Raw genomic sequence first — 12,951 nt, forward strand, 5'->3', positions numbered from 1 at the left:
GGCGATGACGGGCAGCTGGTCCCCGCGGTGGATGCGGGGGGACCGCACGCAGGCGCAGCTGACGGCCGCCGGCCGCTGGTGGGACGCCGTACGCGTACCGCTCGACCTCGGCTCGCACGCGATGCGTCACCTCGGTGACGAGACCGGCGCCGTCATCACGGACGGCTACGGCCGCATCCTGTACTGGCTGATCCTCCCGGGCTCCGCGGCCGACTGGCGGCTCCCCTCGGTCCAGGTCCTCGGCCCGGGAAGCCATGTGGTGGTCCCGCCGCCGCACCGCACCACGGGCCCCGGCCTGCACTGGAGTGTGCCGCCCTCCCGCGACCGCGAGTGCACGGGCGCGCCGGCCCTGCACTCGGCGCTGCGCGCGTCGCTGTCCCACGACAGGTGTCCCGCGCCCTGAACGCCTGCCCCGGTCGTCCCTGAGCCCGGCCGGGGCAGGACGCTTGCCCCGCTGCCGCTGCCGCTGCCGCTGCCGCTGCGGGTCCGGGCGGCTGACTTGCGCTGGAGCGCGCTTCAGGTCGTAGCGTCGGGGGAGACCGCGGCGCACGAGATGCGCCCGAACGGCGAACGAGATGCGCCCGAACGGCGAACAAACGTGCAGAAAGGCTGGGACACGGCATGCGGAAGCGCAGCCTGCGGGACCTCCAGGTATCGGCCATCGGCCTCGGATGCATGGGCATGTCCGCCTTCTACGGGTCCGCGGACCGGGCGGAGGCGATCGCGACCGTCCGGCGCGCCCTCGACCTGGGCATCGACTTCCTCGACACCGCACAGATGTACGGGCCGCTCACCAACGAGTCGCTCGTCGGCGAGGCGATCCGGGGGCACCGCGACGCGTACGTGCTCGCGACGAAGTTCAACTACCGGATGGACGGCACCGTACCCGGCGACGTCAGCACCGTCGGCCCGCAGGACGGTTCGGCCGAGCACGTCCGCAGCTCGGTGCACGGCTCCCTGCGACGCCTGGGAACCGACCACATCGACCTGTACTACCAGCACCGGGTCGACCCGAACGTGCCCATCGAGGAGACGGTCGGCGCGCTGGGCGAACTGGTCGCCGAGGGCGCGGTGCGCCACATCGGGCTGAGCGAGGCGAGCGCGCAGACCATCCGGCGCGCGCACGCCGTCCACCCGATCACCGCCGTGCAGAGCGAGTACTCGCTGTGGTCGCGGGACGTGGAGGCCGAGGTGCTGCCCGCCTGCCGGGAGCTGGGCATCGGCTTCGTGCCGTACTCCCCGCTCGGCCGCGGCTTCCTCGCCGGACGGTTCTCCTCACCGGAGGAACTGGACGCCGGCGACTGGCGCCGCCAGAACCCGCGTTTCAGGGACGCCAACCTGGAGGCGAACCTGCGGCTCGCGGCGAAGGTGAAGGAGATCGCCGCGGAGAAGGACGTGACCCCGGCGCAGCTGGCCATCGCCTGGGTACTGGCCCAGGGCGAGGACCTGGTACCGATCCCCGGCACCAAGCGCCGCACCTACCTGGAGCAGAACGCCGCGGCCGCCGAGATCACGCTGACCGGGGACGACCTGGCCCGCATCGACGCGGAGCTGCCCGAGGCCGCCGGGGAGCGCTACGACGAGGCGGGAATGCGATCGGTGAACCGCTGAGCGCTCCGCCGGGAGTGGCGTCCCGCGTGACGGGGTAGGTCCCGGGCACACACCACACGTCAAGGTTTCTGCCCGGTGACGGAGTCGGCGTGGGGCGCGTGTCCCCTCTCCGCGCCAGCACTGGACGGTTCCAGGCGGTGACCACGGGCCGGTACTCCGGGCACCGACGACCCGGGTGGGCCGCCCCGCCGGGCAGCGAAAGGGACTCGCCGTGCACTCGGCGAACTACCGCCGCCTGCTGCGCACCCCGGGCGCCGCGGCCTTCTTCCTGCCCGCCTCGCTCGGACGCGTCGGCGTCGCGATGACCGGCCTGAGCATCGTCTGGCTCGTGCACGGCCGCACCGGCGCGTTCGGCGCGGCCGGTCTGGTCAGCGGTGCCTTCGCGGTGAGCGAAGCACTCGGGGCGCCCCAACTGGCCCGGCTCGTGGACCGCTTCGGGCAGACCCGGGTCCTGCCGCCCGCACTGCTCGCCCACGCCGCCGCGGTGGCGGTCCTCGGGTACCTGGTCGCCGCGGACGCCCCCGGTGCGCTCCTGGTCCTGGGCGGCGCGGCGGCCGGGGCGAGCGTCCCCCAGCTCGGCGCGATGTCCGCGGCACGCTGGGCGGCCCTGCTCCGTACCGATCGGGCGGCGGAACTGCCCACCGCGTTCGCGCTGGAGTCCGTCACCAACGCGGTGGGCTACCTGGTGGGCCCGGCGACGGTCAGCGCCCTCGCCGCCGCCGGACACCCGATGGCCGGGACGGCGCTGGCCGCCTCCCTGTCGGTGGCCGGCGGACTGGCCCTCGCGGCGCAGCGCGACTCCGCGCCCGCGCCGGCCACCGACTGCGCCGCGCGCACGCGGGGGGACGGTTCCGTGCCGCGCGGGCCGGTCCTCGTACTGGTGGGCCTCAATCTCGCCATCGGCGTCTACTTCGGTGCCATGCAGGTGTCCGTGGCCGCCTTCACGGTGGACCATGGCGCGCCGGGCGCCGCGGCCCCGGTCTTCGCCGTCTCGAACTGCGGCGGTCTGCTGGCCGGCTGGCTCTACGGGCTGCGCCGGTGGCGTGCCGCGCCCGCGGCGCAACTGCCGGCGGCGAGCGGTGTGCTGCTGTTCGGCACGCTGCTGCTGTTCACGGCCGGCTCGCCGTGCGGGCTCGGAATGGTCGTGTTCCTCACCGGTGCCGCGATCCCACCCCTTCTCACGCTCTTCAACGTGCTCACCGAGTCGAGCGTCCACCCGTCCGTCCTGACCCAGGCGTTCTCCTGGCTCGGCTCGGCCGGCGCGGCGGGCTCGGCCGCCGCGGCCGCCCTCTCCGGCTGGGCGATCGACTCGCGCGGACCACACGGTGGCTTCGCCCTCGGCGCCGGGGCCGCCGCCGCGACGACACTCCTGAGCCTCGCCGGACTACGCCTGCTGCGCGTACCGAAGCGCCGGCCGGCGGCCACGCGGCCGACGCCGGACTGAGGCCGTGCGCCGGCGGTGCCCGCCTCCTGTGGGCACCGCCCGCGGATCGCCGCGACAATCGGCGGGACACGTCCTGAGCCCGGGCCGGCACGTCGTGGGCCGGGGTCGGCACGTCGTGAGGTCGGAGCGGCTGGAGCGGCACGTCGTGAGACCGCGGCGACCGCCACCCGCCGCACGGCCGGGCCGGTCCGCCACGGGCCGGCCCGGCTCAAGGAGACCGGCGCAAGGAGACCGGCACAAGCAGAGGAGTCACCAGGCATGACACTCACCCGCGTCCACAACTTCTCCGTCTCGCTCGACGGCTTCGCCACCGGTGAGGGCCAGAGCCGTGAGGCGCCCTTCGGCCACGCCGGGCAACGGCTGCACGAGTGGATGTTCGCCACGCGGTTCTGGCACGACATGGCCGGCCGGCCCGGCGGGACCGCCGGCCTCGACGACGCCTTCGCGCGGCAGTTCGCGCCCGGCATCGGTGCCGAGATCATGGGCGCCGGCAAGTTCGGCCCTCCCGGATGGCACCAGGACCCGGCGTGGAAGGGGTGGTGGGGGCCCAACCCGCCGTTCCACACACCGGTCTTCGTCCTCACCCGCCACCCGCGTCCCTCGACGGAGATGGAGGGCGGCACGACGTTCCACTTCCTCGGCACCGGGCCCGCCGAGGCGCTGCGGACGGCCCGCGAGGCGGCGGGCGGACAGGACGTACGCATCGGCGGAGGCCCCACCGTCGTGCGCGACTTCCTCGCCGCCGGGCTCGTCGACCATCTGCACGTGGTGGTGGTCCCGATCCTGCTGGGCAGGGGCGTACGCCTCTGGGACGGACTGGAGGACCTGCAACAGGGCTACGAGGTCGAGACGGCCTCCTCGCCCAGCGGGGTCACGCACGTCACCTTCACCCGTACGGGTCTGTGAACAGGGCGACGGCGTGTCCCGGACTCGTGCGGTCACCGGGGCCGGACACCGAGGCGCGGCGTATGTAAAGGATTCCTTGACGTCGATGGGCTTGTAAAGGTAACGTTTACGCATGACCGAACCTCCGCCTCTCACCGCCCTGAGCAGCCGGCTCGCCGAGCAGGCTGCGGCTCTCGCGCAGGCGCTGGGCAGCCCGTTGGCGTCGCCTGCCTACCTCGACCTGGTCCGGCGGGCCAGGAGCGTCGACGAGCTGGCGGAGCAGGTCCTCAGACTCTGCGTGCAGCAGAGCCGGGACGCCGGTCACACCTGGCAGGAGATCGGGGACCTGCTCGGTGTCACCCGCCAGGCCGCGTTTCAGCGGTTCGGCCGGCCCATCGATCCCCGGTCGGGAGAACCCATGGACAAGACGGTGCGCATGGCCGACGCCGCGCCGCGCGCGATCGCGATCGTCGAGGCCGTCCTGGACGGCCGCATGGACGAAGCCAGGCAGTCGTTCAACGCCCAGGTGCTGGAGGCCTTCACGGACAAGGTGCGGGGCGACGGCCTGGCCACCGTCACCGGCCTGGTGGGGGCGTTCGAGGGCTTCGGCGAGGGCGAGCCGTTCGTCCGCCGGATCGGCGACCACACGGTCGTCGACATCCCCCTGCGCTACGAGGCCGGCGACATGAAGGCCCGGGTCGCCTTCGACACCGAGGAGAAGGTCGCCGGAATCGTCATCGTCGCACCCGAAACCCCGTAGGACAGCGTCCCGGAAGGCCCTGTCATGCCGACCGGCTCCTTCGTTCCGGTGCCGCCCACTCCCTGGGTCGCGATCGTTCCGTTGGTCGCCGTACTCCCCGCCGTCCTGTGCATGGTCGACATCGCGCGGCACCGGCGGACGCGGCAGTACCCGCCCCAGGTGTGGCTGCTCATCTGCGCTGTCGGAAACGTCTTCGGGTTGATGGCCTACCTCAGGTTCGGCCGGAGCGAGGACCGCTGACGGCTGGTGAGGGACGGCTGCCTGCTGACCGCTGCCTGCCGGCGGCGCAACCGTCACCCCCGCCTTCCCGCACGAACTGCCCGGCCGGACCACCCGCCGTGGGTGATGCCGCCCCGTCCCGGGGTGCGTGAGCATGGGCAGCGCGCCGGGAGTGAGAGGAGTGCCGACATGGCCCTGGAAACAACGGCGGAAAGGAACATCGGGAGCCTCGCCGAGGCCGACGCACCCGTGTTCGAAACACTCGTCCAGATGCAGCTCGACACCTTCGAGAGGTCCGGGCTGGACACGGAGACGTACCTGCTCGCGCGTATCGCCGCCCTGGTCGCGATGGACGCGGCGCCCGCGAGCTACCTGCTCAACGTGGGCGCCGCCGCCGAGAGCGGCGTTGCCTGGGAGAAGGTGCAGGGCGTCCTGGTCGCCATCGCGCCGGTGGTCGGCAGTGCGCGTGTCGTGTCGGCGGCCGGGCGGATCGCCGAGGCCTTCGGTCTGCTGGACGACGACTGATCCGCGACCTGGCGCCGGCGGGCTGCCGGACGCGGTCCGGGGCCGGCCGTCAGCGCCGCACCGGAAGTCAGGAGTGACCATGAGTGACGACTTGGACGACTTGGAAGAAATGGGACCCGTCGACTACCTGGTCGTCGAGTTCCCCGGCAATCGGATGACGGGCGAAGGGCTGCCCCTGCTCGTCGATCTGGTGGACCGCGGCATCATCCGCATCTTCGACTTCCTCTTCGTCCGCAAGGACGAGGACGGCTCGGTCTCGGCCGTGGAGCTGAAGGAGCTGGGGGACGAGGCGGAACTGTCGGTCTTCGAAGGAGCCTCTTCCGGTCTCATCGGCGACGATGACATCAGGGAAGCGGGGGAGGTGCTGCAGCCGGGCAACTCCGCGGCGCTCCTCGTCTACGAGAACGCGTGGGCGGCTCCTCTGGCGCGGGCGCTGAGGCGTGGTGGCGCCCAGATGGTGGCCGGCGGACGCATTCCGGTCCAGGCGCTTCTGGCGTCACTGGAGGCGATCGAGACCGCACCGTCCGGCGCGGGATCCGCGGCCGTCTGATCCGAGACTCCGGCCCGCGGCACGCGCCGGCGGGCCGCACACCCCCTGGAGATGAGTGGACATGCCCGGACTGATTCGCGGTGTCGCGCGCACCGCTGTCGTCGCCGGCACCGCCACGGCCGTGTCGAACCGCGTGTCGCGGCGTCAGGCCGGACGGTGGGCGCAGCAGGAGGCCGTCCAACAGCAGCAGGCGCAGGAACAGCCGGCCGCCCAGCAGGCGCCTCCGGCCGCCGCGCCCTCGGACGAGATGGGAGACAAGATCGCCCAGCTCAAGCAGCTCGGCGAGCTGAAGGCGCAGGGGATCCTGACCGAGGCGGAGTTCGAGGAACAGAAGCGCCGCCTGCTCGGCTGAGCCGACGACGGCGTGGAACGGGCCACGCCCGGCGGCTCGTGGCGCCGACACCGGTGGGCGTCGGCGCCACGAGCCGCGCGCGGTGGGTTGAACAGCGCTGCGAGCGCCGACGCACGCGCGTGGCGCGGGATCCCGCGGTCACCGCTGTTCCGGCCGTGACCGCCGCTGTTCCGGCCGCGGTCACCGCCGTTCCGGCCGCGACCGGTGCCTCGGCCGCCGCCGGCCCGATGTCGTTGCTCGCACCCGTGACGACGGCGGTTCCGCTCCGCGGTTCGTCGGCCGCCCGTCGACCAGCAGGAGGGCGGGGGACACCGCCCGGCTCAGCACGCGCCGGACCGAAGCGCGCGCTTCCGACGGTGTCCAGGTGCGGGGTGACGTGCGGCAGTTCGGCGGCTTCCGGTGCGGTCGCCAGTGTGTTCGGCCCGGTCGCGGGCATCCGGATCGCACACGACAGCCGCCCGACTCACCGAACGGACGGACATCATGCTGGCGATCCTCTCGGCGGTCCTGTTCTTCGTCTCCTTCCTGATCAACGCCGCGGACATCTCGACCAACGACACCTTCACCTCGACCAATGTCATGCTGCTCGGTCTGACCGCGCTGGCCCTGCACGTGGCGGGTATCGGCAGCGGATGGTCCTGGCGCAGACGCTGAGGACCACGCGGGCAGCGCTTTCACCGACAGGGGGGCGCCCCTTAGCGCCCTCCTGTGCGGAACGCAATCACCGCTCACTCGAAGGTGTGATGCGCGAAGGGGAAGGATGAACGTTTCCCCCAACTGCGTGATGTCATATGCCTGTTGCTTTCGGCAAGAGGCAATTCGTCAGTCAGCACAGGGGAGAGGACGGCATCACCGGATGGTGGACACCAGCTGGGGCGAGCGGGGACTGTGCCGAACGGCCGACCCCGACGACTTGTTCGTCGAGGGCACCGCGCAGAACCGCGCCAAGGCGCTGTGCGGCGGTTGCGGCGTGCGGACCGAGTGTCTCGCCTACGCCCTCGACCAGCGCATCGAGCACGGGATCTGGGGAGGCATGACCGAGCGCGAACGCCGGGCCCTGCTGCGGCGTCGCCCGACCGTCTCCTCCTGGCAACGCCTGCTGGCATCCGCCCGCGCGGAACACGAGCGCACCCACGTCGCCTCCGCCTCCGCCACCGCGCCCGCGCTCAGGGCGAGTTGAGGTTCCCCGCAGCCGCCTCCGCTGCTCCCGCCGGCGGGGGCCGCCCGTCGGCCGGGCGCCGGTGACGGCAGGTGTCACGCCTGGACGGTGGGGCGGACATTGATCTCACCGATCTCGACGTCCGCGGGCTGTTCGACGGCGAAGGCCACCGCCCGGGCGACCGCCGCCGGAGGGATCCCCATCGCGTCCATGTTCTCCCGCGTCCGCAGGCGGATGCGCGGGTCTGCCATGGAGTCGGCGAGGTCGGTGCGGACGTATCCCGGAGAGATGGCCGTCGTGCGGATCGTCCCGTCGGTGGATTCCGTGCGCAGCCCCTCGTGGACGGTGCGGACCGCGTTCTTGGTCGCGGCGTAGACGGCCATCGAGGGGGAGACCGACAGGCCGGCCACGGAGACGATGCTGACCAGATGGCCCGACCCCTGCTCGCGGAAGACGGGCAGCGCGGCGGCGACGCCGTTGAGCATGCCGCGCAGGTTGACGTCGATCATGGCCGACCAGCCCTCGGTGTCGAGGTCCGACAGCGGGCTGATCGGGGCGATGCCCGCGTTGTTCACCAGTACGTCGATACGGCCGTACCGGTCGACGGTGGTGGAGACCAGGCGGTGCAGGTCCTCGGCGCTGGTGACGTCGACGACGCACGGGGCGGCACGGCCGCCCTTCCGCCGGATCTCCCGTGCTATGGCCTCGACGCGTTCGCCGCGGCGCGCCGCGAGGACGACCGCGGCGCCGCGCTCGGCCAGCAGGCGGGCCGTGGCCTCGCCGATGCCGCCACTCGCTCCGGTGATGGCGACGGTCTTGCTGTGAAGAGAGAGCACACTTGCCTCCCAGTAAAGTGGACACGTGTCCGGTAGAGTCCTCACCTTACCGGACACGTGTCCACTTGTCGGAGGCGAACGTCAGGAGAGACTCATGGGCGCGTCGGCACGCCGTACGGACGCGGTGGAGAACAGGACCCGCATCGTGGAGGCCGCCCGCGCGGCGCTCACCGAGTCCGATCACGTGCACCTCAACGAGATCGCCAAGCGCGCCGGTGTGGGCCAGGGAACGCTCTACCGGAACTTTCCCAACCGCGAAGCCCTGCTCGCCGAGGTCTACCGGCGCGACGTCGACGAACTCGTCACCGCCGCCTCCGCCCTGCTCGCCGAGCACGAACCCTTGGAAGCCCTGCGCCGCTGGCTCGGCCGGGTGGTCGAGTACGCCGAGATCAAGTACGGCGTGCTGGCGGCGCTCGAGCCGGCGGCCTGGCAGGACCTCGTCGCCCACAGCCAGAACCCCGTCGAGGGCGCCCTCGGCCGCCTTCTGGACGCCGGAAAGGCGACCGGTTCCCTCCGCGCGGACATCGACGCCCGTGGAGTCCTCCTGCTCATCGCCTGCCTCGGCCGACTGGAGCGGGACGAATGGCGGTCGAGGGCGCAGCCCCTGATGAGCGTCGTCCTCGACGGTCTTCGGAGCCGGGGCGCGAAACGATGTCAGGGCGCGGAAAGGTGTCAAGGCGCGGAAAGGTGTCAAGGCGCGGAAAGGTGTCAGGGCGCGGAAGGGTGTCAGGGCAGGCAACAGTAACGAACACATTTGAACTGCCGAGCAAAAGCCCCACTCAAACTAATGAAACAAAGATTGACGCGTATCAACAGATTGCGTAGCTTTCCAGTCGACTGCTGTTCCCACCGATAAACATCCGCGCAATCGCAATCCCCCGCGCAGGAAAATGAAACCCGGGAAAGGGTTGTCATGTATACATCAGTACATTCCGTCGGCAGTGCGGTTTTACGAAGAGCCCCACACCTGATCCGGCGGCCGGCGAGAGGCCTGGCCGCCGCGGTGACGACACTCGGACTGGTCCTCGCGTTCCTGACCGGGCTTTCCGGGACGTCGCAGGCGGCGGGCTCCCTGCCGTGCGACATCTACGCGGCCGCCGGCACCCCCTGCGTCGCCGCGCACAGCACCACGCGAGCCCTGCTGTCGTCCTACAACGGCCCGCTCTACCAGGTCACCCGTGCCTCGGACGGCGCCACGGCGGACATCGGCCTGCTGTCCCAGGGCGGCTACGCCGACGCGGGCCGGCAGGACACCTTCTGCCAGAACACCACGTGCCGCATCACGAAGGTCTACGACCAGACGGCGCGGCACAACGACCTGACCCCGGGACCGGCGGGCACCGCGGGCGGCGCGGACCGCGGGGCGGAGGCGAGTGAGATCGCGGTGACGGCCGGGGGCCACAAGGTGTACGGGATCTGGATCTCACCGGGCGTCGGCTACCGCTACACCGGTGCCGCCTCGGGCGTCGCCGTCGACGGACAGCCCGAGGGCGCCTACATGGTGGCCAGCGGTACGCACGTGGGTTCCGACTGCTGCTTCGACTACGGCAACGCGGAGAGCACGCCGGCCGACACCGGCAACGGGCACATGGACGCCGTGAGCATCGCGACGACATGCTACTTCGCACCGTGCACCGGCTCCGGACCCTGGGTCGAGGCCGACATGGAGAACGGCATGTTCCAGGGGAACAACGGCTCCAACACCGCCAACCTCGGCAACAGCAGCGCCTACGTCACAGCGGTGCTGAAGAACAACGGACAGACCGGATACGCCCTCAAGGGCGGCAACGCGCAGTCCGGCGGACTGTCGACCTGGTGGGACGGCGCCCTGCCCACCCGCGGCGGCTACCAGCCCATGCACCAGGAGGGCGGCATCATCCTCGGCACCGGCGGCGACAACAGCAACCGCAACCGCGGCACCTTCTTCGAGGGCGTCATGGTCGCCGGCTACCCGACGGACGCCGCGGAGAACGCCGTCCAGGCGAACGTCGTCTCCGTCGGCTATTCCGGCGAGACGGACGTGCCCAACGGCCCCCAGGGCACGATCACGGGTCCGGGCGGCAAGTGCGTGGACGCCGCCGCGGACGACACCGGCGGCAACGGAACCGCCGTACAGCTCTGGGACTGCCAGACCTACGCCGAGGACCAGCACTGGCAGCACAACGCCGACGGTTCCCTCTCCACCATCGGCAAGTGCCTGGACATCGTCGGCAACGGTACGGCCGACGGGACCAAGGTCGAGTTGTGGGACTGCAACGGCGTGGGTGGTCAGAAGTGGGTGCAGCAGGCCGACGGGTCGTTGCTGAACCCGCAGTCGGGCCGTTGTCTGGACTCGCCCAGCGGTGCCACCGCCAACGGCACGCGGCTGCAGATCTGGGACTGCAACGGCAGCGCGGCGCAGAAGTTCGCGGTCAACGGCGGCGCCCCGGCCGTCGGTCCCGGCGGCAAGTGCGTCGACGTCGACGCCGACGACACCGGCGGCAACGGCGCGGCCGTGCAGCTCTGGGACTGCCAGTCCTGGGCGGTCGACCAGCACTGGTACCACCGCTCCGACAGCTCGCTGTCGACGCTCGGACGGTGCCTGGACATCGTCGGCAACGGTACGGCCGACGGGACCAAGGTCGAGTTGTGGGACTGCAACGGCGTGGGTGGTCAGAAGTGGGTGCAGCAGGCCGACGGGTCGTTGCTGAACCCGCAGTCGGGCCGTTGTCTGGACTCGCCCAGCGGTGCCACCGCCAACGGCACGCGGCTGCAGATCTGGGACTGCAACGGCAGCGCGGCGCAGAAGTTCGCGCTGGGCTAGCCGGACCTGACGGGGAGTCAGTGCGAGGGTGCCGCCCGGCACTGACTCCTCACCGCGAGCCGGCCGCGGGCCGAACGCGAGACGCCGGCCGCGTGCAGGAGGGCTCCCGGCACCCGGCGCGGCCTTCACGGGCTGCGCTGTGCCGCGGCACAGCGCAGCCCGTGAAGGCCGCGCCGATGACGGACTGCGCCGGGGCCAGGCGCGCGACCCGTTCCGCCGGCTGGTCGGTGAGCGTGTCGAGGACGGCCGACGAGCACAGGAAGGGCAGTCCGAGGGCGTCGGCCCGGGCGGCGGCGGCGCGGGCGACGACGCTGTGGTACTCCCCGGCCACGGCGGCCACGCCCAGCCGGGCCAGTTCGTCCACGGCCGCGGCGGCCCGCCGCGGATCGGCCGCGGTGTCCCGGACCACCAGCTCGAGCGGTCGCCCCGCGATTCCGCCGGCGTCGTCGACCTCACGAGCGGCCAGCTCCGCTCCCGCGAGCAGGTGCCGGCCCGCTTCGGCCCAGCCGGGCCGGGTCAGCGGCACGAGAACGCCGATCCGCACGGCCGCTGCCCCGGCCCGCGCCGGGCCTTCGCCGTTCGCGTACGTCTCGTCCCGCCGTGCCGGGCGCTCCTGATGGGCCATGACGGACATTGCATCCACGATCTTCGCCAACTGGCAACCGGATTGGGGGGACATCGATGTCAGTGGCGCCTGTTATAACCGGGGGTGCGGGCACTCAGTGGGGGTGTCCCGTATCCAGGAGGGGAATGTGACAGTGCACAGACGCGCGGGTTCACTGCGCTCGCTGCTCGGCGCGTTACTCAGCCTTGCCGTGGCGGCCGGTCTCAGCGTCGGCGTGGCCGGAGCGGCGTCGGCGGCCACCGGTGCGCCGGCGGCCGTGACCAAGTACCGCTTCACCAGCCGGACCGGTGACTACATCGGCCAGGGCGGCAGTGCCGTGTACAAGCCGTCCACGGCGACCATCAGCGTCGGTGGCGACGCGCAGTACGTGCGGTTCAGAGTGAGGACCGCCGACGAGTGGTGGGACGTCGACCTCGCGGCACCCAGCGGCGAACAACTGCGGCCGGGCGTCTACCGCAACGCCGAGCGCGCCGCGTTCCGGACCGGACGGTCACCCGGGCTCGACGTCTCCGGAGACGGCCGCGGCTGCAACGAGGTCTACGGACAGTTCACGGTCAACCAGATCGAGACCGACGCCTCCGGAGCGATCACGGTTCTGGACGCCGGTTACACCCAGCGCTGCGAGAGCGCCGACGCGCCGGCTCTCAAGGGGGAGCTCAAGTACCGCGCGTACCCCCTGTCGTATGCCTATACGAGCGACCCCGGCGACTACATAGGCCAGGGCGCGTCCCAGACGCACCGGGGCGCCACCAGCACCTTCTCGCTCAGGCCCTACGGCGACGGCGTCCAGTACGGCGTGTCCGGCAAGCGGGAGTACTGGACCGCGATCCTCACCCCGCCCGACGGTGAACAGTTCGCGGCCGGCCACACCTACCAGGCGCGGCGCAGTCACGGCGCAGGAGTGGCGGGGCTGGACGTGTTCGGCAACGGACGCGGCTGCAACACCGTGACGGGGGAACTCACGGTGACCAGGCTGGCCCGCGGTGACGACGGCGCCATCAAGTCATTCGCCGCCACCTTCGTGCAGCACTGCGAGGGCGGTGAGCCCGCTCTGCACGGCACGGTCCACTACTACGCCTGACGCTCGCTCCGGCGGCCCTCGGCCGCTGGATCCGGCAAGCCCCCGCCGGGACCCGCGACACGCGGTCCCGGCGGGGGTGCGGCCGTGCGCGGTGTCACCCG

The 12,951-nt window shown here is 71.9% G+C and carries 16 protein-coding genes; 14 read left to right on the forward strand and 2 right to left on the reverse strand.

From position 1 onward, the window contains the following. Window positions 1-4: 4 nt before the first annotated feature. The 11 genes from ACJ9NR_RS36115 (at window position 5) to ACJ9NR_RS36165 (ending at window position 7,526) form a co-directional block, all read left to right on the forward strand. Complete coding sequence (locus ACJ9NR_RS36115) at window positions 5-403, forward strand: hypothetical protein (protein WP_412492961.1); 399 nt, start codon at window positions 5-7, stop codon at window positions 401-403. Between the two features lie 218 nt (window positions 404-621). Further along, window positions 622-1,611: an aldo/keto reductase gene (locus tag ACJ9NR_RS36120; RefSeq protein ID WP_412492508.1), complete on the forward strand. Its 990-nt coding sequence runs from the start codon at window positions 622-624 to the stop codon at window positions 1,609-1,611. Between the two features lie 211 nt (window positions 1,612-1,822). After that, entirely contained in the window at window positions 1,823-3,055 is a 1,233-nt protein-coding gene (locus ACJ9NR_RS36125) for an MFS transporter (RefSeq protein ID WP_412492509.1), read from the forward strand. Window positions 3,056-3,313: 258 nt separating this feature from the next. Beyond that, window positions 3,314-3,961, forward strand: coding sequence for a dihydrofolate reductase family protein (locus ACJ9NR_RS36130; protein WP_412492510.1), 648 nt, complete (start codon window positions 3,314-3,316; stop codon window positions 3,959-3,961). Between the two features lie 112 nt (window positions 3,962-4,073). Next, window positions 4,074-4,700, forward strand: a complete 627-nt coding sequence (locus ACJ9NR_RS36135; protein WP_412492511.1) for a DUF3887 domain-containing protein — start codon at window positions 4,074-4,076, stop codon at window positions 4,698-4,700. A gap of 24 nt (window positions 4,701-4,724) precedes the next feature. Next, window positions 4,725-4,940 carry a PLD nuclease N-terminal domain-containing protein gene (locus tag ACJ9NR_RS36140; RefSeq protein WP_412492512.1) on the forward strand — a complete coding sequence of 72 codons (216 nt, stop codon included), beginning with the start codon at window positions 4,725-4,727 and terminating at the stop codon, window positions 4,938-4,940. Window positions 4,941-5,108: 168 nt separating this feature from the next. Further along, a complete protein-coding gene (locus ACJ9NR_RS36145; protein WP_412492513.1) occupies window positions 5,109-5,444 on the forward strand; it encodes a carboxymuconolactone decarboxylase family protein in 336 nt (111 codons plus the stop codon). Window positions 5,445-5,523: 79 nt separating this feature from the next. Then, window positions 5,524-5,994 carry a DUF6325 family protein gene (locus tag ACJ9NR_RS36150; protein ID WP_412492514.1) on the forward strand — a complete coding sequence of 157 codons (471 nt, stop codon included), beginning with the start codon at window positions 5,524-5,526 and terminating at the stop codon, window positions 5,992-5,994. A gap of 61 nt (window positions 5,995-6,055) precedes the next feature. Then, window positions 6,056-6,346 (forward strand): SHOCT domain-containing protein, encoded by a 291-nt coding sequence (locus tag ACJ9NR_RS36155; RefSeq protein ID WP_412492515.1) that lies wholly within the window; start codon window positions 6,056-6,058, stop codon window positions 6,344-6,346. Between the two features lie 483 nt (window positions 6,347-6,829). Further along, complete coding sequence (locus ACJ9NR_RS36160) at window positions 6,830-7,000, forward strand: hypothetical protein (protein WP_412492516.1); 171 nt, start codon at window positions 6,830-6,832, stop codon at window positions 6,998-7,000. A 202-nt stretch (window positions 7,001-7,202) separates the two neighbouring features. Continuing rightward, window positions 7,203-7,526 (forward strand): WhiB family transcriptional regulator, encoded by a 324-nt coding sequence (locus ACJ9NR_RS36165; RefSeq protein ID WP_412492517.1) that lies wholly within the window; start codon window positions 7,203-7,205, stop codon window positions 7,524-7,526. A 74-nt stretch (window positions 7,527-7,600) separates the two neighbouring features. On the opposite strand, the gene ACJ9NR_RS36170 is transcribed toward ACJ9NR_RS36165, so the two are convergent. Then, complete coding sequence (locus ACJ9NR_RS36170; protein WP_412492518.1) at window positions 7,601-8,341, reverse strand: SDR family oxidoreductase; 741 nt, start codon at window positions 8,339-8,341, stop codon at window positions 7,601-7,603. Window positions 8,342-8,435: 94 nt separating this feature from the next. Here ACJ9NR_RS36170 and ACJ9NR_RS36175 point away from each other — a divergent pair, with 94 nt between their 5' ends. Further along, complete coding sequence (locus tag ACJ9NR_RS36175; protein ID WP_412492519.1) at window positions 8,436-9,086, forward strand: TetR/AcrR family transcriptional regulator; 651 nt, start codon at window positions 8,436-8,438, stop codon at window positions 9,084-9,086. 168 nt (window positions 9,087-9,254) lie between these two features. Further along, window positions 9,255-11,144 (forward strand): arabinofuranosidase catalytic domain-containing protein, encoded by a 1,890-nt coding sequence (locus tag ACJ9NR_RS36180; RefSeq protein ID WP_412492520.1) that lies wholly within the window; start codon window positions 9,255-9,257, stop codon window positions 11,142-11,144. Window positions 11,145-11,193: 49 nt separating this feature from the next. On the opposite strand, the gene ACJ9NR_RS36185 is transcribed toward ACJ9NR_RS36180, so the two are convergent. After that, window positions 11,194-11,778 (reverse strand): ABC transporter substrate-binding protein, encoded by a 585-nt coding sequence (locus ACJ9NR_RS36185; RefSeq protein WP_412492521.1) that lies wholly within the window; start codon window positions 11,776-11,778, stop codon window positions 11,194-11,196. A 118-nt stretch (window positions 11,779-11,896) separates the two neighbouring features. On the opposite strand from ACJ9NR_RS36185, the gene ACJ9NR_RS36190 reads away from it, so the two are divergent. Then, window positions 11,897-12,850 (forward strand): hypothetical protein, encoded by a 954-nt coding sequence (locus tag ACJ9NR_RS36190; protein WP_412492522.1) that lies wholly within the window; start codon window positions 11,897-11,899, stop codon window positions 12,848-12,850. The last annotated feature ends 101 nt before the right edge of the window (window positions 12,851-12,951 follow it).

This window comes from Streptomyces sediminimaris (assembly GCF_047049295.1).
Taxonomy (GTDB): Bacteria; Actinomycetota; Actinomycetes; order Streptomycetales; family Streptomycetaceae; genus Streptomyces; species Streptomyces sediminimaris.